Genomic DNA, 19,548 nt, shown 5'->3' on the forward strand with positions numbered 1-19,548 from the left:
TTCAAAGAGCACCTCGTTCAGGCTTTTCAGGGGCCAATTTTTGTTGGTAATTAATAAATCAAAAATGTAGGATAGTTACAGCTGTGTGCAATTAATGAACAATAAAAGCAACTGAACCTCACGTTTTGTAACGGTTTATGTTGCCTACCCTCAGAGCTGTCAGTGCTTTTGCATACCAGAGCAAAGAACAACAGCATTTCGTTTGCTTTGACAGACAACATCCCACAGCAACGCCATCGGCACAGCCGGACAGGAGTCCACCATAGGCTGACGCCGGTCGGAACAATAATCATAGGGATAACTCAAGTGCCCGGAAGGTACTTGTTGCAACTGGAAGGAAGTATCTATGACAGAGCAAGAGCTGAATGCTCAGGGCCTGTATGTGCCTGAACTCGAGCACGATGCCTGTGGTATCGGCTTTGTAGCCCACCTCAAGAACCGAAAATCCCACGACATTGTCACCCAGGCCCTGGATATGCTTGCCCGTATGGAGCACCGTGGTGGTCAGGGTTGTGACCCATGCAGTGGTGATGGTGCCGGTATTTTGCTGCAGAAACCCCACGAATTCCTCCTGGAGGAAGCCGTAAAACAGGGGATTCGTCTGCCGTCGTTTGATCAGTACGGCGTGGGGGTCGTTCTGTTCCCGAAAGATGAATACAAACGTCAGCAGTGCCGCGACATTCTGGAGCGCAATGCCAAACGCCTGGATCTGGAAGTGCTGGGCTACCGGGTGTTGCCGGTCGATAACTCGATGATCGGGGAAGACCCGCTCAGCACCGAACCCCAGTTTGAGCATGTGTTCATCAGCGGTGGCCCGAGCCTGGAGCCAGCGGCGCTGGAACGTAAACTGTATGTGCTGCGCAATTACACCATCCGTGTGTGCCTGGAAAGCATCTCGAATATCGGTGACGATTTCTACATTAACTCTCTGTCATACAAGACGCTGGTTTACAAAGGCCAGCTGACCACAGAACAAGTGCCGCAATATTTCCTAGACCTGCAAAACCCGTCGATGGTCACGGCGCTGGCGCTGGTTCACTCTCGCTTTTCAACCAACACCTTCCCGAAATGGCGCTTGGCTCAGCCTTTCCGTTACATTGCCCACAACGGTGAAATCAACACCGTGCGCGGTAACCTGAACTGGATGAAAGCCCGCGAAGCCATTCTGGAATCCGACCTGTTTACCCAGCAGGAAATCGACATGCTGCTGCCAATCTGTCAGGAAGGCAGCTCCGATTCTGCCAACTTCGACATGGCACTGGAACTGCTGGTACTTTCCGGTCGCAGCCTGCCGCACGCACTGATGATGCTGATCCCGGAAGCCTGGCAGGAAAACAAAACCATGGATCCGAAGCGTCGTGCGTTCTACCAGTACCACGCCAACCTGATGGAACCGTGGGATGGCCCGGCTTCGGTCTGCTTTACCGACGGCGTTCAGGTTGGGGCCACGCTGGACCGAAACGGTCTGCGCCCGTCTCGCTATACCGTGACCAAAGACGACTTCCTGATCATGGCCTCAGAATCGGGCGTGGTGGAAATCGCGCCGGAAAATATCCAGTTCCGGGGCCGCCTCCAGCCGGGCCGGATCTTTGTTGCCGATCTGGAACAAGGCCGCATCATTTCCGATGAGGAAGTGAAAGATACCATCGCATCGGCTCAACCTTACGAGCAATGGGTGCAAGACAACCTGCTGAGCCTGAAAGCGCTGCCGGATGCCGGGAACGTGCATCACCAGCCCTCACCGGAACGCCTGCTGCATCACCAGCAAGCCTTCGGCATCAGCTCGGAAGAAGTGAACGACATTATCGTGCCTCTAGCCCAGACAGGCTACGAGCCTCTGACCGCCATGGGGGCCGACTGGCCGCTGGCTGTGCTGTCACACCAATCCCAGCATTTATCGAATTACTTCAAGCAGCTGTTTGCTCAGGTGACCAACCCACCGATTGACCCAATCCGCGAACGGATGGTGATGTCGCTCAACACCTATCTGGGCAAAGATCAGAACCTGCTGACCGAAACCCCGCTGCACTGCCAGAAAGTGGAACTGGAATCCCCGGTTCTGAGCAACGCCGAGCTGGAAAAACTGCGCGCCATTGACAACGAGCACTTGCAGGCGAAAACGCTGGATATCGTGTTCCGCGCCAGTGGAGAGCCGGGCAAACTGGAACGAGCTCTGAAGCGGATCTGCCAGTACTCGGAAGATGCGGTGATCGACGGTTACTCCATCATTATCCTGACGGACCGCGCCGTGAACTCCAACCATGCGGCAATTCCGGCCATGCTGGCTGTGGGAGCGGTTCACCACCACCTGATCCGCAAAGGTCTGCGCGCCAAGTGTGACATCGTGGTGGAAACCGGTGACGCCCGTGAAACCCACCATTTTGCCACCCTGCTTGGCTATGGGGCCAATGCCGTCAACCCGTATCTGGTGACGGAAACCATTGTGGATCTGCAGCGTACCCGCAAGCTGGATCCGGCAACATCCGCGGAAGCGCTGTTTGAAAACTACCGCAAAGGGATCAACGGCGGCCTGCTCAAGATCTTCTCAAAGATGGGGATTTCGACCCTGCAATCCTACCACGGCGCTCAGATTTTCGAAGCGCTGGGGATCAGCAAAACGGTGATCGACAAATACTTCACCGGCACTGTCTCCCGTATTCAGGGGCTGACTATCGACGACATCGCCAGAGAAGTGCTGATCCGTCACCGTGTCGGCTACCCGACCCGCGAAGTGCCTATCCAGATGCTGGATGTAGGCGGGGTCTACCAGTGGAAACAGCGTGGTGAGAAACACCTGTTCAATCCGGAAACCATTTCGCTGCTGCAACAGTCGACCCGTAACAAAGACTATGCTCAGTTCAAACAATACGCCAAAACCGTCGATGATCAAGGAGACCATGCGGCGACCCTGCGCAGTCAGCTGGAATTTGTGAAAAACCCGGCCGGTGCCGTACCGCTCGATGACGTTGAACCGGTTGAGCACATCCTCAAGCGTTTTGCTACCGGGGCGATGAGTTTCGGCTCGATTTCCTATGAAGCGCACTCGACGCTGGCCGTCGCGATGAACCGTATCGGCGCCAAATCCAACTCCGGTGAAGGCGGTGAAGATCCGGCGCGTTTCGAGAAAAAAGACAATGGTGACTGGGAACGCTCAGCCATCAAGCAGGTTGCCTCCGGTCGTTTCGGGGTCACGTCATACTACCTGACCAACGCCGATGAGCTGCAAATCAAGATGGCACAGGGCGCCAAGCCAGGAGAAGGCGGTCAGTTACCGGGAGATAAAGTCGATGACTGGATCGGGGCAACCCGTCACTCCACGCCGGGCGTCGGCCTGATCTCACCACCGCCGCACCACGATATCTACTCGATTGAGGATCTGGCGCAGCTGATCTATGACCTGAAAAATGCCAACCGCACCTCACGGGTTAACGTCAAGCTGGTATCCGAAGCCGGGGTCGGCACCATCGCCTCCGGCGTTGCCAAAGCCAAAGCCGATGTGGTCCTGATTGCCGGTTTTGACGGCGGAACAGGGGCATCACCGATGTCGTCAATTCGTCACACCGGCTTGCCGTGGGAATTGGGACTGGCTGAAACCCACCAGACGCTGCTGAAAAACGGCCTGCGTAACCGGATCGTTGTCCAGTCAGATGGCCAGATGAAAACGCCGCGCGACCTGGCGGTTGCCACTTTGCTGGGTGCCGAAGAATGGGGGATCGCCACCGCCGCGCTGGTCGTGGAAGGCTGTATCATGATGCGTAAGTGTCACAAGAACACCTGTCCGGTGGGTATCGCAACCCAGAACAAATCCCTGCGCGAGCGCTTTGATGGCCGCGTTGAAGACGTAGTAACCTTCTTCCATTACATGGCACAAGGTCTGCGTGAAATCATGGCTGAACTGGGCTTCCGTACGATAGACGAAATGGTTGGTCAGGCGCAGAAACTGAAAGTTCGTGACAATATCGGCCACTGGAAATACCAGAACCTCGATCTCAGCCCGGTGCTGTTCATCGAGCAGCCTCGTGACGAAGACGGCATCTACAACCAGCGTGAGCAGAACCACGGCCTGGAAGACGTGCTTGATCGTAAGCTGATCGAGGTTGCCGCCCCTGCCCTGTATGAAGGCAAACCGGTTGAGGCGGAATTTGACATCATCAATACCGACCGCAGCACCGGCACCATGTTGTCGAACGAGATCTCCAAGATCTACAAAGACAAAGGCCTGCCGCAGCCAATGAACATCAAGTTCAACGGCTCTGCCGGACAGAGCTTCGGTGCCTTCCTGGCCAAAGGGGTCAAGTTCGCCGTGGAAGGCGATGCCAATGACTACTGGGGCAAAGGCTTATCCGGCGGTACGCTGGTGCTGTACCCGGATGCCCGCGCCGACATTGTGCCGGAAGACAACATCGTGGTCGGTAACGTCTGCTTCTATGGCGCGACGTCCGGTGAATCCTTTATCCGCGGCAAGGCCGGTGAGCGCTTCTGTGTGCGCAACTCCGGTGCCCATGTGGTTGTAGAAGGTGTCGGCGACCACGGTTGTGAATACATGACCGGCGGGGTGGCGATCATCCTGGGTCAGACCGGCCGCAACTTTGCCGCCGGGATGAGCGGCGGGGTGGCCTATGTCTGGGATCAGTTTGACGACTTCGCGACCAAACTCAACCCTGAGCTGGTTGACTTGGATCCTCTGGACAGTGACGACCAGGCCCTGCTGCGAGACATGCTGACCAAACATGTGGAATACACCGGCAGTACCGTCGCACAGACCTTCCTGGCACATTTTGAAGCCAATCTGGGCAAAATGGTTAAGGTAATGCCGCGCGACTACAAAGCGGCATTCGAGAAACGCAAAGCGGAAGCAGAACAAGCGACAGTTGCAGAGGCAGACGTCGCAGACAAGGACGTGTTGGAGGCCATCGATGGGTAAGCCTACTGGATTTCTGGAATTTGGCCGCGAGCTGCCAAAGAAAGTTGACCCGAGCGTACGAATTCAGGACAACAAGGAATTTGTCCTGAACCAAGAGTTCGGAGAGAAAATCAACACGCAGGCTGCGCGTTGTATGGACTGTGGGGTGCCGTTTTGCCATAACGGTTGTCCTATCGGCAACATCATTCCGGAGTTTAATGACGCGGTTTACCGCGACAGCTGGGAAGAAGCCTGGAATATCCTGAGCTCAACCAACAACTTCCCGGAATTTACCGGTCGTGTCTGTCCGGCACCTTGTGAAAGCAGTTGTGTGTTGGGGATCAATCAGGATCCGATCACCATCTGTAATATCGAGAAAACCATTGTCGAGACGGCGTACCGTGAAGGGTACGCCAAACCGAGAACGCCTCGCAGCCGTACCGGCAAAACCGTGGCGATCATTGGTTCCGGACCATCCGGCCTCGCCGCCGCCGAGCAGCTAAACAGCGCCGGTCACAGCGTTACCGTGTTTGAGCGCGACGAAAAAGTGGGTGGCCTGCTCCGCTTTGGCATTCCGGATTTCAAGCTCGGCATGGACATCATTGATCGCAAAATCAACCTGATGGCCGACGCCGGGATCAAATTTGAAGTCAACGCGCATGTAGGAGTGAACATCAATGCCCAACAGCTGCGTCAGGACTTTGATGTGGTGCTGCTGACCGGTGGTTCCACCGTTCCGCGTAACCTGCCCATCCCGGGCCGAGAGCTGAAAGGCGTTCACTTTGCCATGGAGTTTCTGGCACAGAACAACCGCCGCGCCAACAACATGGATCTGAAAACGGAAGAAATCCATGCCAAAGGCAAACACGTGGTGGTCATCGGTGGCGGTGACACCGGCTCCGACTGTGTCGGCACCTCTAACCGCCACGGTGCGGCCAGCATTACTCAGGTGGAGATCATGCCGATGCCGCCGGAAAAACGCCCGGTGAATCAGCCATGGCCGTCTTACCCGATGATCCTGCGGACCTCGACGTCTCACGAAGAGGGCTGTGAACGTCACTGGAACATCCTGACCAAAGAGTTTATCGGCGACGAAGCAGGCAATGTCAAAGCCCTGCGTATTGCCGATATTCAGTGGCAGGATGCCAAGCCAGGCGAGCGTCCGGGGTTTGAGGAAATCCCAGGGTCAGAGCGCATTATCCCTTGTGATATGGCCTTCCTGGCGATGGGCTTCTTGCATCCGGAACCACACGGGGTGCTGGCACAGCTGGATATCGCCCTGGATGAACGCGGCAACGTGGCCACCCAAGGCTTCGCCACCAACCAGAAAGGCATTTTTGCCGCCGGTGACATGCGAACCGGCCAATCGCTGGTCGTCCGCTGTATCAATGAAGGACGTGAATGCGCCCGTGAAATTGATGCTTACCTGATGGGTAACAGCAATCTGGAAGCGAAAGCCGACTCCCTGATGCTTTCTGCCTAAGGGCAGAATCGCTGCCAAAATCAGTATTTGTAGCATATAAAACAAACCGGCCTAACCAGGCCGGTTTTTTATGCTTTTCGTTTTCCTGAACGTCATATTTATTCACTTTCAATTTGTTAACTCCGTCGCATTCTTTGCTTCCCGCGCACCAAATATTAACGGTTTGTTAAACCCGCGAACAATGTTTGACCTTTCTGTAATTAGCCGTTAACGTGAAAGGTCGCTGGAAGCACATGAATACCTTTAGCCGTACCTGAACAACAATAAAAACGTGGAAAGGAAACAGTGCTTAGGTAAGTTTTGGACGGTCAGGATGACTGTCAAAAAAATGCAGTAACACTGCTTATTCAGGCAGATGCTAGGGAGAGTTGCAATGACACTGTATGACCCAACGCTGGATAAGGACAACTGTGGCTTCGGGCTAATCGCCCATATAGAAGGACAAACCAGCCACAAGCTTGTACGTACCGCGATTTCCGCTCTTGACCGAATGACCCACCGTGGTGGTATTGCCGCCGACGGGAAAACGGGTGACGGTTGCGGACTTTTAATGAAGAAGCCCGATAGTTTTTACCGAATTATCGCCGAAGAAAAAGGCTGGAAACTCTCACGCGAATTTGCGCTGGGGATGGTTTTCCTCAGTCAGGATCCGGTATTGGCCGAACAGGCCCGTACCATCATCAATGAAGAGCTGGCCAAAGAAACCCTGTCGCTGGTGGGCTGGCGTGAAGTGCCTATCAACCCGAAAGTTCTGGGCCCGATTGCGACAGAAAATCTGCCGAACATCGAGCAGGTCTTTGTCAATGCCCCGGCCGGCTGGAAGCCGCGCGATATCGATCGCCGCCTATACGTTGCCCGTCGCCGTATCGAAAAACGCATCAGCAGCGACCCGGATTTCTACATCTGCAGCCTGTCAACGCAAGTCACGGTCTACAAAGGCCTGTGCATGCCGGCGGACCTGCCGCGCTTTTATAAAGACTTAGGCGACATCCGTCTGGAGTCTTCTATCTGTCTGTTCCACCAACGCTTTTCAACCAATACCCAGCCCCGCTGGCCACTGGCACAGCCGTTCCGCTATCTGGCGCATAACGGTGAAATCAACACCATTGCCGGTAACCGACAGTGGGCACGCGCCCGGGCATATAAATTCGCCTCGCCGCTGCTGCCGGATCTGCAAAATGCCGCGCCGTTCGTTAATGAGACCGGTTCGGACTCCTCCAGCCTCGATAACATGCTGGAGCTGTTCCTGTCCGGCGGGATGGATCTGTTCCGCGCCATGCGAATGCTGGTCCCGCCAGCATGGCAAAACCACCCGGACATGGATCCTGAGCTGCGCGCTTTCTATGATTTCAACTCCATGCACATGGAACCGTGGGACGGCCCGGCCGGGATCGTGATGTCCGACGGTCGCTACGCGGCCTGTAACCTAGACCGCAACGGCCTGCGCCCGGCGCGCTATGTGATCACCAAAGACAAACTGATCACCCTGGCGTCGGAAGTCGGGATCTGGGATTACGCTCCGGATGAAGTGGCTGAAAAAGGCCGCGTTGGCCCGGGCGAGTTGCTGGTAATCGATACCAAGTTCGGCAAGATCTGGCATTCTGATGACATCGATAATGATCTGATGGAACGCCATCCCTATAAAGAGTGGATGGACAGCCACGTTAAGCGTCTGGTGCCGTTTGAAGATCTCGGCGACGATCAGGTTGGCAGCCGTTCGCTGAGCGACAACGAGTTGTCGACCTACCAGAAGCTGTTCGGCATCAGCCGGGAAGAGCTGGATCAGGTCATCCGAGTGATGGGCGAGATAGGTCAGGAGGCAACTGGCTCCATGGGCGATGACGCCCCGATGGCCGTGCTCTCGTCCAAAGAGCGCGCGGTTACTGATTATTTCCGCCAGATGTTTGCCCAGGTCACTAACCCGCCAATCGATCCGCTGCGGGAAAAACACGTGATGTCGCTGGCCACCTGTATCGGCCGCGAGATGAACGTCTTCTGCGAAACCGACGGTCACGCATATCGGGTAGCCTTTGCCTCACCGGTCCTACTGTACTCAGATTTGGTACAGTTGCTGGAGCTGGACGATCAGCATTATCGCAACAGCATCATCGACATCAATTTCGATCCTAGCGAGAAAGATCTGAAGCAAGCGATTCTGGATGTCTGTGATCAGGCTGAGCGGCTGGTGCGTAACGGTACCGTTCTGCTGGTGCTGTCTGACCGTGGCGTAACGCCAGAGAAACTGCCGATTCCGGCAGCGATGGCGGTCGGCGCGGTCCAAAACCGACTGGTGGCGCAAAACCTGCGCTGTGATGCCAACATCATTGTGGAAACAGCTGCAGCACGCGATCCGCACCAATTTGCGGTACTGCTCGGCTTCGGGGCCACCGCGATCTACCCTTACCTAGCCTATGAATCACTGGGTAAGCTGGCTGACAGCGGCGCTCTGACCCACCCTTACCGCGAAGTGATGCTGAACTTCCGGAACAGTATCAACAAGGGTCTGTACAAGATCATGTCGAAGATGGGGATCTCAACCATCGCCTCTTACCGCTGCTCCATGCTGTTTGAAGCCGTGGGTCTCGACAGTGAAGTGGTTGATCTGTGCTTCAAAGGCGTCTCCAGCCGTATTCAGGGCGCAGGTTTCAGCGATTTTCAGCAGGATCTGTTTAACCTGTCCCGTCGGGCTTGGCTGAAACGCAAGCCTATCGAGCACGGCGGTCTGCTCAAATACGTCCACGGCGGTGAATTTCACGCCTATAACCCGGATGTGGTCGGCACCCTGCAAAAAGCCGTACGCAGTGGCGACTACCAGGACTACCTCGCGTTTGCCCGCGAGGTCAACGAGCGTCCGGTGGCCGCCATCCGTGACCTGTTCAAACTCAAAACCAGTGGCGACCCGATTGCCCTGGAGCAAGTGGAAGCGGCTACTGAGCTGTTCAAACGCTTTGACTCCGCGGCAATGTCTATCGGTGCTTTGAGTCCGGAAGCGCATGAAGCGCTGGCCATTGCGATGAATCGCCTCGGCGGTTACTCAAACTCCGGTGAAGGCGGTGAAGATCCGCGTCGCTTCAACACCGAACGTAACTCGCGTATCAAACAGGTGGCCTCCGGTCGCTTCGGGGTCACACCGCACTATCTGGTGAACGCCGATGTCCTGCAAATCAAGGTCGCCCAAGGGGCAAAACCGGGTGAAGGTGGCCAGTTGCCGGGGCACAAAGTCACGACGGAAATCGCCAAGCTGCGCTTTGCGGTACCGGGCGTCACTCTGATCTCACCACCGCCGCACCACGATATTTACTCGATTGAAGATCTGGCGCAGCTGATTTTCGACCTCAAGCAGGTCAATCCGGATGCACTGGTGTCCGTCAAACTGGTTTCTGAGCCGGGCGTCGGCACGATCGCGACCGGGGTTGCCAAAGCCTACGCCGATCTGATCACCATTTCCGGCTACGACGGCGGTACTGGTGCCAGCCCGCTCACCTCTGTGAAATATGCCGGTAGCCCGTGGGAATTAGGACTGGCCGAGACCCAGCAGGCACTGGTGGCCAACGGACTGCGCCACAAAATCCGCCTGCAGGTGGACGGCGGCCTGAAAACCGGGCTGGATGTGGTGAAAGCCGCCATTCTCGGGGCCGAAAGCTTTGGTTTTGGTACGGCGCCCATGGTAGCTCTGGGCTGTAAATACCTGCGTATCTGTCACCTCAACAACTGCGCTACCGGGGTCGCGACCCAGGATGAAACCCTGCGCCGTGATTTCTTTAAAGGGCTGCCGGATCAGGTCATGAACTACTTTATCGGCCTCGGCCAGGAAGTGCGTGACCTGCTGGCCACTCTGGGCGTCGAGAAACTGACTGACCTGATTGGCCGCACTGACTTACTGGAAGTTGTGGAAGGTTACACGGCCAAACAGAGCAAATTGGATCTGTCGCCTATCCTGGCAACCGCAGAACCGCAGCCGGGCAAAACGCTGTACTGCAGCGAGCCTAATACACCGTTTGACCCGGCAACCCTGAACGCCGCGCTACTGGAGCAAGCACTACCGGCCATCGAAAGCCGCAGCGGAGCCGATATTTTCCAGAATATCCGTAACACGGACCGCTCAGTCGGTGCCCGCCTGTCGGGTGAAATAGCCAAACGCTGGGGCAACCAGGGCATGGCAGCCTCACCGATCAACCTGCACCTGACCGGCACCGCCGGGCAGTCGTTCGGGGTCTGGAACGCCGGCGGCCTGAATCTGTACCTGACCGGTGATGCCAACGACTACGTCGGTAAGGGCATGGCGGGCGGCCAGATTGTGATCCGCCCACCGGTAGGCTCGGCATTCAAGTCCAGCGATGCCACAATCGTCGGTAATACCTGCCTGTACGGCGCCACCGGCGGTAAGTTGTATGCAGCCGGTAAGGCCGGGGAGCGTTTCGGGGTACGTAACTCCGGCGCCATTGCGGTGATTGAAGGAGCCGGGGATAACGCCTGTGAGTACATGACCGGCGGTATCGTGGCAATTCTGGGCAAAACCGGGGTGAACTTCGGGGCCGGGATGACCGGTGGCTTCGCGTATATTCTGGATGAAGACGGCGATTTTGCCGGCCGGGTAAACCCGGAACTGGTTGAAGCCCTGCCACTGGCAGAGCTGAAAATCCACCAGGAGCACCTGCGCGGCCTGATTGACCAGCATCTGGAACACACCGGCTCCAGCCGGGCTCAGGAGATATTGGCTGAATTTGACCAGTGGATTCCGAAGTTCTATCTGGCGAAGCCAAAATCTGCCGATGTAAATACCCTGCTTGGTCACCAAAGCCTGTCGGCGGCCGAGCTGCGCGTTCAAGCACAATAGGGAGGGAGTCCGATGAGCCAGAACGTATACCAGTTTATTGATGTGGCGCGTATCGACCCACCCAAGAAACCACTGAAAGTGCGCAAGATTGAGTTTGTCGAAATTTACGAGCCGTTTACCCAGCAGCAGGCCAGCGCACAGGCTGACCGCTGTCTGGATTGTGGCAATCCGTACTGCGAATGGAAGTGCCCGGTGCACAACTACATTCCGCAGTGGCTAAAACTGGCCAATGAGGGACGGATTATTGAAGCGGTGGAGCTGTCCCACCAGACCAACACCCTGCCGGAAGTTTGTGGCCGGGTCTGCCCGCAGGATCGCCTGTGTGAAGGGTCCTGTACCCTGAATGACGATTTCGGCGCGGTCACTATCGGTAACGTGGAAAAATACATTACCGATAAAGCGTTTGAAATGGGCTGGAAACCGGACATGTCGCAGGTGGAATGGACCGACAAAAAAGTCGCGATTATCGGGGCCGGCCCTGCCGGTTTGTCATGTGCCGACATTCTGGTCCGCAACGGGGTCAAACCGGTGGTGTTTGACCGCTACCCGGAAATCGGAGGCCTGCTGACCTTCGGCATCCCGTCGTTCAAGCTGGAAAAAGAGGTCATGATCAATCGCCGCAAGGTCTTTACCGAAATGGGGGTGGAGTTCCGCCTCAATACCGAAGTCGGCAAAGATGTCTCGCTGGCTGAGCTGGTCAATGACTACGACGCGGTTTTTCTTGGTGTCGGCACGTACCAAAACATGCGTGCCGGACTGGACAACGAAGACGCGCCGGGAGTGTACGATGCCCTGCCGTTTTTGATCTCCAACACCTACCGGGTGATGGGGCTGGAAAGCGGCCCGGATTACATCGACATGAAAGGCAAAAACGTGGTGGTACTGGGCGGTGGTGATACCGCGATGGACTGCGTGCGCACCTCTGTCCGTCAGGGTGCCAAGAACGTGATCTGTGCATACCGCCGTGATGAAGCCAACATGCCGGGGTCAAAGCGGGAAGTCAAAAATGCCCGAGAGGAAGGCGTAAAATTCCAGTTTAACCTGCAGCCGATTGGTCTGGAACTGAACGATAAAGGCCACATCTCTGGGGTGAATATGGTGAAAACGGCGCTGGGTGAACCAGACGAAGCCGGTCGCCGCCGCCCACAGCCTGTCGAAGGCAGCGAGCACGTTCTGCCGGCGGATGCCGTGGTCATGGCGTTTGGCTTTCAGCCTCATGCGATGCCTTGGCTGAGCGAGTTTGACGTGGCGCTTGATGACTGGGGACGCATTAAAGCGCCAGCTCAGGCCGAGTTTGCCTACCAGACCACCAACCCGAAAATCTTTGCCGGTGGCGATGCGGTACGGGGCTCAGATCTGGTGGTGACCGCCATCGATGAAGGCCGCAAAGCCGCAGACGGTATCCTCAGCTATCTGGAACTCTGAATCTGGGCGTAACAAGGGCGGCAATTTGGCAATTGCCGCCACGCTCATGTTACAATCACACCATTCTAATCAGGCTCCCATTCGGGAGCCTTTGTTCACCAGCAAGAGATCCTATTGATGAAAATCGGCATTATTGGCGCGATGGAGCAAGAGGTTGCGATCCTGAAATCGCAACTGGCAAACTGTGAAACTCACCAGAAAGCAGGCTGTACCTTCTACACCGGGACGCTGAACGGCGCCGATGTGGTTCTGCTTCAGTCTGGCATTGGTAAAGTGGCAGCCGCTGTTGGCACAGCCGTTCTGCTGGAAGTGTTCCAGCCAGATGTCGTACTGAACACAGGTTCAGCCGGTGGTTTCGACAGCTCACTGAATGTAGGTGATGTGGTTATCTCAACGGAAGTACGCTACCACGATGCTGACGTAACGGCGTTTGGCTACGAAATTGGCCAGATGGCACAGCAACCAGCCGCTTTCCAGTCCGACGAAAAACTGATGGCCGTGGCAGAAAAAGCCCTGGCAGCAATGGGGGATATCCACGCCGTACGCGGTCTGATTTGTACAGGTGATGCTTTTGTTTGCTCAGCCGACAAACAGGCCTTCATCCGAGAACACTTCCCGTCAGTCGTTGCCGTCGAAATGGAAGCCGCAGCTATTGCTCAGGCTTGTCATCAGTTCAACGTTCCGTTTGTCGTTGTCCGTGCGATTTCAGATGTCGCGGATAAAGAATCGCCAATGAGCTTTGAAGAATTCCTGCCACTGGCCGCGAAAAGTTCTTCAGCCATGGTCAGCAAAATGGCTGAGATTCTGAGCCAATAATGAACGAAGCCATTGCCCTGCTGACCGCATCCCCTTACCTCCTGGCACTGTGGGGTGCCCTGGCATTGCAATGGCTGCTCCCCCTGCCCGCCGCCCTTCATCCGCTGCAAATATGGCAGCAACTGGCCCGCGCCATAGCTGACAGAGTCAACCACCCTGATGACGCCCCCCGCCAGCAACAACTGGCTGGTGCGCTGGCCTGGAGCGTAATGTGGCTGACCGTGCTGGTACTGCTGATTTGCCTCTACCAGCTGGTATGGATAGAAACGGCCTTTCACCTGCTGCTGCTCTGGATTGCGCTAGACTGGCGCAACACCCGCCAATTCAGTCAGGCTTTTATCCGGCATTACAGCCGGGAAGACAAGCAAGGCTGCCGCTTTCTACTCTCCACCCGTATCAACCGCCACACCGACTCATTGTCGTTGCTGGGGCTGGGTAAAGCCGGTGCGGAAACCCAACTGCTGGCATACGGCCGTCTGGTCGCAGGCGTGCTGTTCTGGTTTGGCATTGCAGGCGGCATCGGCGCCATTCTCTACCGGCTGGCGGTGTCACTGGCGCGGGTGTGGTCGCCAAGCCGACAGCAATATCGCCAGTTTGGCTTGCCGGCAGTAAGAATTCTGGCGCTGCTGGATATCGTCCCGCTTCGCCTGTTTGCCGTCCTGATCAGCCTCGGCCAAAACGTGCGCGTCGCCTGGCGCGGGCTCGCCAGTCAGGGAGAAGCCTGGCTGCTACCCGGTCCGGGCTGGTTACTGGTGGCAACCGGACACAAACTGTCGCTCTCTCTCGGTGGCCCGGCCATTTACGATACGATCAAGCGGGAGCGTCCGCGCCTGGGCGGCCCCATCTCCCCCGCCGCGCTGCACCTTGCCCAGATTGATCGACTGGTTAACCAACGCCTGATTGGCTGGGTGATCCTGCAAAGCCTGTTACTACTTCTGACTCAAGGAATGTTCTGAGTGCGTCTGCTTGCTTTCTGTTTTCTGTTGCTCAGCGCAGCAACCGCGACCGCCGCTGTGGAGCGGGTGATCAGTCTGTCCCCCCACACCACCGAACTGGCCTATGCTGCAGGGCTGGGCGATAAACTGGTTGCCGCCAGCGACTACAGTGACTACCCGGAAGCAGCCAAAGCCCTGGAGCGGGTCGCCAACTACCGCGGCATTAAACTGGAACGTATCGTGGCTCTGCAACCGGATTTGATTCTGGCATGGCAGGGCGGTAATCCGAGCCGGGAGATGGAGCGACTGGAGCAGCTCGGCTTCACCGTTTTTTATTCCAATCCGAAGACACTGACTGACATTGCCACCAGCCTGGAGGCCCTCGGCAAGTATGCCGATTCCCCGCAGCAGGCGAACGCGGCCGCTACCGATTTCCGCCAGCAGTTAAACGCACTGCAGCAAAGCCACCAGACCCAACGCCCGGTGAAATACTTTTATCAGCTCAGCGATGCCCCGATGATCACCCTGTCCGGCGAAAGCTGGCCAAGTCAGGTTTTTGCCCTGTGCGGGGGCCAAAATGTGTTCGCAGACAGTCCGGCAGCCTACCCGCAGGTCTCCGAAGAGCAAGTCATTATTCGCCAGCCGGAAGTGATTTTTGGCACCAACCATGCGGGCAGCCAACTGGCGCGCTGGAACAAGTGGCAGCAACAATTACCGGCCGTTGCCCGCGGTAATCTGTTCTTTCTGACCTCCGACTGGCTGAACCGCCCGACCCCCCGTACGCTTAAAGCGGCCCAGGAGGTATGCCACTACTTGGATAAGGTTCGCCAGCAGCCACACTGAGCCTTGTTAAAGTTATGTGACAACACTCACAAAGCCAATGTATCCGGTTGTGCGGCGAACGATTCCTCGTACAATCACGCGGTTTTTTAACTGACTTTGCGCAGGCGAGTAACCCCATGCTTATCTACATTCTTGATATGTTCGGAACGGCCGTGTTTGCCGCTTCGGGCGTTTTGCTGGCTGGCCGTCTCCGGATGGACCCGTTTGGGGTCGTGGTACTGGCCAGCGTCACGGCTATCGGCGGCGGTACCATCCGTGATATGGCGCTCGGCGCAACGCCGGTCTTCTGGATCACCGATACCAACTACCTGTGGGTGATCTTTATTACCTGCCTCATCAGCATGGTGGCAATCCGGCGCCCGCGGCAAATGCCTTGGTATATCCTGCCGGTTGCAGATGCCATCGGACTTGCCGTATTTGTCGCGATTGGCGTCGAGAAAGCCCTGCGCTTTGGTGCCACCCCGATGGTCGCGGTCATTATGGGGGTCATTACCGGTTGTGGCGGTGGGGTGATACGTGATGTGCTTGCCCGCGAAATCCCGATGGTTCTGCGTACCGAAGTCTATGCGACCGCCTGTATTCTTGGGGGAATTGTGCACACGGTGGCGCTGATAATGGGCGTGGAAACCGCACTGGCAACGCTGGTCGGCGTCATCACCACCCTAAGCATTCGACTGGCCGCTATCCGCTGGCACCTGTCATTGCCAACCTTCGCCTTAAGAAATTGATCCAGCCGGCAAAATAGCCTCAGTTTTTGCACCCATACATAAAAAGACTGCCAAACAGGCGGTCTTTTTTACGTCCCACACCAATTAAATAAACAAAAAACTTTATTTATCTACACCACCGCCTATCCTATTAGTAAATCAAAAACATTACTAATATGCTTTTACTAAAACCATACGCAATATACTTCAGGAGGCAACATGAGCACTGATCACGTCCCGTATGTCGAACACGCCAATCTCACCGTCAGCAACATTGACCACAGCATCGCATTTCTGCAAACCGCCCTGCCCGGTTTCTCTGTCCGACATCGCGGTCAGAGCGAGCTCTATCGCTGGTGCCATATTGGCACTGAACACACTTACCTGGCCCTGCAGGATGTCGTGAATCGCGACAAGATCGATCGTGCGCCTTACCTCGACAGCGGAATCAATCACATCGGTCTGGTCACGCAGGATGTTAACGGCGTCAGACAGCGCTTACTGGCTGCCGGTTATCAGGAAAATGACATCGAAACCACACACCCGTGGCGAAAACGCTGTTACTTCTGGGATCCCAACGGCATTGAGTGGGAGTTTGTCGAATACCTCAGTGACGATCCCGCCCAGCGCAACGACTATCACCTATAACCAAAGTACCCATCCGTTTTCTGTTTACGGCAACCAGGAGAAAGGCATGTTTCATCCTATTTCTGAGCACTGCTTGCAACTGATTCGTCAAGGGCAACGGTATGATCCTGTCTACGGCCGCGGTCTGGCCAACCACTTGCCAATGGCGCTGGCCGCCCTGGCTTTTCAGGGGGCGTCCGAGAACCAACTGGATGCGTTTTATCACCACTATACCGGCCAGTTGGTGCCCATGCGTCCGGCCTGCACCGATGCACAAACGCCGACACTCGGCAACAGGGCCGATTTCGGCCGCTTTCTGTCCCGTTATCGCAGGCAAATCCACCAGCAGGGAATTGAGCAAACCGTGCGCCATGCCCTGCCCGAACTACTGCCAGGGCTGATCAGCGCCGCTTTTCATGGGGTGATCCGCCTCAGCTACGGCGTTACCCTGCAAGATCCCGACGAAGTGGCCATTGCCCTGGCCTACTGGGCCAGTGAATACCAAACCCTGGGGGCGTTGCACCAAAGTGAGACGATACAGGCCGAGCAGCAATTGCGTCTTGTGCAGCATCACTTTGCCGCGCACTCATATCAGCCCGGCCTCATTGTCGATCGGATCGCTGAACTCAGCAGCCTGCCCGAATTTGCATCGCTTGCCGTCACTCCGGCCGACCTAAACGAGCCGCTGGTCGCCCGGCTCACGATCCGTCACTATCTTGCCACCAACAATTTCACCCTGCTGCACGGGGTTACCGGTTTTCAGGCCCTGCACCAATTGCAGCCTTACCTCGCTGAGCCAGCGCTGGCGCTACGCTACTACTGGCAGGCCTTCGTCGCTGCGTTGGGGGTTGCCGGGACTGCTGCGCCTCCAGTCTCGATTAGGGATTGTCCGCCGTTACAGTGGGCCCACTGGCAGGCGCAAACCTGCACCAGCGATGATGATCACACTATCAAGCTGATCTATAGCTGCCAGTACCTGTATCACCATTTTTCGTTGCCGGAATACCCGGCCGCTATCATGAGGCGACTTGCCAAGGAGAACCCATGACCTCAGTCTTTATTGTCTACTTTTCCCAATCCGGCTGTACCGAACAATTAGCCCAGGCGTGCGCGGCGGGAATCAGCCAACAGCCAGGGGCACACGCGACGCTCTATCCGATCCGGGGGGAGCGCATCCTCAACGGCCGATTTCGCGATCCGGCGTTATTCAGGGCGTTGGCCAATGCCGATGCGATCATCTTTGGTACCCCGACGTTCATGGGCGGACCGGCGGCTCAATTTAAAGCCTTCGCCGATGCCAGCAGTGAAAATTGGGAGCAGCAACACTGGCGCGATAAGCTGGCCGCAGGTTTTACCGTCGGCGGTAGCTTCAATGGCGAGCAAGGGAGTACCCTGCAGTCTCTGATCACTCTGGCGTGCCAACATGGCATGTTATGGGTGGGAATGGATATGCCCTTCAGCTATACCGACAAATCAATCAACCGCCTTGGTGTCCAATACGGCAGTTCAGCCCATGCACCGGAAGGGACGGTTCATGCTCAGGATTTAGCCACAGTTCGCCATCTGGGCAGCCGTGTCGCGAGACTGGCAGCACAGCAAGTCATTGCCCGACAGTGTGCCCAAGCGACAGACAGCTAATTGGCCCCAGAACCTGTCTTATCGCAGTTGATGTAGCTGAAGCTGAAGCCATTTCCGGCTTTTGCATTTATCCGGAGGCATAAACAAACAAAGGCGCCTGAGGCGCCTTTGTGGTGTGTCACGGGTATAAATCGGAATTATTTTACGGTAACACGGGCAAATTTACGCTTGCCGACCTGGTATACGTTCGTACCAGCCGCTGGAACCAGCTTGGTATCATCCAGCTTTTCACCGTCGATCTTCACCGCGCCCTGACGAATCATACGCAGTGCGTCAGACGTTGAATTCACCAGATCAGCGTCTTTCAGCAGGTTAGAAATGGCAATTCCGGCTTCAAACTCGAATTCCGGCATTTCATCTGGCATTGCACCTTTCTGGAAGCGGTTGATGAACTCCTGCTCTGCCGCGTCAGCATCCGCTTCAGAGTGGAAACGAGCGATGATTTCTTTCGCCAGCAGAATTTTCACATCACGAGGGTTCTTACCTGCTGCGATGTCTGCTTTGAACTGCTCGATTTCTTCCAGCGGACGGAAAGACAGCAGCTCGTAGTAGTTCCACATCAGGTCATCAGAAATCGACATGATCTTACCGAACATTTCGCTTGGCGCATCAGCCACACCGATGTAGTTGTTAGCCGACTTAGACATTTTCTTCACGCCGTCCAGACCGACCAGCAGTGGCAGCGTCAGTACAACCTGTGGTTTCTGACCGTTGGCTTTTTGCAGCTCACGGCCCATCAGCAGGTTGAATTTCTGGTCGGTACCGCCCAGCTCAACGTCAGTGTGCATCGCCACCGAGTCATAGCCCTGCAGCAGCGGGTACATGAATTCGTGAATAGCGATTGGACGGCCTTCCGTGTAACGTTTTTTGAAGTCGTCACGCTCTAGCATGCGAGCAACCGTCTGGTTAGCCGCCAGACGAATCATGCCTTCTGCGCCCAGCTCGGACAGCCAGGTCGAGTTGAACTCAATCTTGGTTTTCGCCGGATCCAGGATTTTGAACACCTGCTCTTTGTACGTTTCAGCATTACGCAGTACGTCTTCGCGTGTCAGCGGCGGACGCGTGGTGTTTTTGCCGGTTGGATCGCCGACCATCCCGGTGAAGTCACCGATCAGAAACGTCACATCATGGCCCAGTTCCTGGAACGTACGTAGCTTGTTCAGAATAACAGTGTGGCCCAGGTGAATATCCGGTGCTGTCGGATCGGCACCCAGCTTGATGCGCAGTGGACGGTTTTCTTTCAGCTTGGCAATCAGCTCTTCTTCCGGAATCAGCTCATCAACACCACGCTTAATTTCAGCTAATGCTTGTTCAATACTGGCCATTCTTGTTCG

General features: G+C 56.1%; 12 protein-coding genes. 11 read left to right on the plus strand and 1 reads right to left on the minus strand.

Going from position 1 to position 19,548, the window contains the following annotated elements; all coding sequences use genetic code 11:
* Positions 1–346: 346 nt before the first annotated feature.
* From gltB (C9I92_RS05700) to C9I92_RS05750, 11 genes are all read left to right on the plus strand, one after another.
* The gene (gene gltB / locus C9I92_RS05700; RefSeq protein ID WP_047886441.1) at positions 347–4,924 is read left to right on the plus strand and encodes a glutamate synthase large subunit; all 4,578 of its coding nucleotides are present in this window, start codon (positions 347–349) and stop codon (positions 4,922–4,924) included.
* Positions 4,917–6,386: a glutamate synthase subunit beta gene (locus C9I92_RS05705; RefSeq protein ID WP_047886440.1), complete on the plus strand. Its 1,470-nt coding sequence runs from the start codon at positions 4,917–4,919 to the stop codon at positions 6,384–6,386. Before gltB (C9I92_RS05700) ends, C9I92_RS05705 begins: the two co-directional genes overlap by 8 nt.
* A gap of 373 nt (positions 6,387–6,759) precedes the next feature.
* Positions 6,760–11,223, plus strand: a complete 4,464-nt coding sequence (gltB, locus tag C9I92_RS05710; RefSeq protein ID WP_047886439.1) for a glutamate synthase large subunit — start codon at positions 6,760–6,762, stop codon at positions 11,221–11,223.
* Positions 11,224–11,235: 12 nt separating this feature from the next.
* Positions 11,236–12,648: an FAD-dependent oxidoreductase gene (locus C9I92_RS05715; RefSeq protein WP_047886438.1), complete on the plus strand. Its 1,413-nt coding sequence runs from the start codon at positions 11,236–11,238 to the stop codon at positions 12,646–12,648.
* A gap of 117 nt (positions 12,649–12,765) precedes the next feature.
* Positions 12,766–13,464: a 5'-methylthioadenosine/S-adenosylhomocysteine nucleosidase gene (mtnN, locus tag C9I92_RS05720; protein WP_047886437.1), complete on the plus strand. Its 699-nt coding sequence runs from the start codon at positions 12,766–12,768 to the stop codon at positions 13,462–13,464.
* Positions 13,464–14,420, plus strand: a complete 957-nt coding sequence (locus C9I92_RS05725) for a cobalamin biosynthesis family protein (protein ID WP_047886436.1) — start codon at positions 13,464–13,466, stop codon at positions 14,418–14,420. The genes mtnN and C9I92_RS05725 overlap by 1 nt, the downstream gene beginning before the upstream one ends.
* The gene (btuF, locus tag C9I92_RS05730) at positions 14,421–15,242 is read left to right on the plus strand and encodes a vitamin B12 ABC transporter substrate-binding protein BtuF (protein WP_053061902.1); all 822 of its coding nucleotides are present in this window, start codon (positions 14,421–14,423) and stop codon (positions 15,240–15,242) included.
* 116 nt (positions 15,243–15,358) lie between these two features.
* Positions 15,359–15,970, plus strand: coding sequence for a TRIC cation channel family protein (locus C9I92_RS05735; protein ID WP_047886435.1), 612 nt, complete (start codon positions 15,359–15,361; stop codon positions 15,968–15,970).
* Between the two features lie 198 nt (positions 15,971–16,168).
* The gene (locus C9I92_RS05740) at positions 16,169–16,597 is read left to right on the plus strand and encodes a VOC family protein (protein WP_047886434.1); all 429 of its coding nucleotides are present in this window, start codon (positions 16,169–16,171) and stop codon (positions 16,595–16,597) included.
* Positions 16,545–17,624: a questin oxidase family protein gene (locus C9I92_RS05745; protein ID WP_146149663.1), complete on the plus strand. Its 1,080-nt coding sequence runs from the start codon at positions 16,545–16,547 to the stop codon at positions 17,622–17,624. Before C9I92_RS05740 ends, C9I92_RS05745 begins: the two co-directional genes overlap by 53 nt.
* A complete protein-coding gene (locus C9I92_RS05750) occupies positions 17,621–18,214 on the plus strand; it encodes a flavodoxin family protein (protein WP_047886432.1) in 594 nt (197 codons plus the stop codon). The genes C9I92_RS05745 and C9I92_RS05750 overlap by 4 nt, the downstream gene beginning before the upstream one ends.
* A gap of 137 nt (positions 18,215–18,351) precedes the next feature.
* Here C9I92_RS05750 and tyrS read toward each other — a convergent pair whose 3' ends face one another.
* The gene (gene tyrS, locus C9I92_RS05755; protein ID WP_047886431.1) at positions 18,352–19,539 is read right to left on the minus strand and encodes a tyrosine--tRNA ligase; all 1,188 of its coding nucleotides are present in this window, start codon (positions 19,537–19,539) and stop codon (positions 18,352–18,354) included.
* Between the last annotated feature and the right edge of the window lie 9 nt (positions 19,540–19,548).

Source organism: Photobacterium ganghwense (assembly GCF_003025595.1).
GTDB classification, from domain to species: Bacteria; Pseudomonadota; Gammaproteobacteria; order Enterobacterales; family Vibrionaceae; genus Photobacterium; species Photobacterium ganghwense.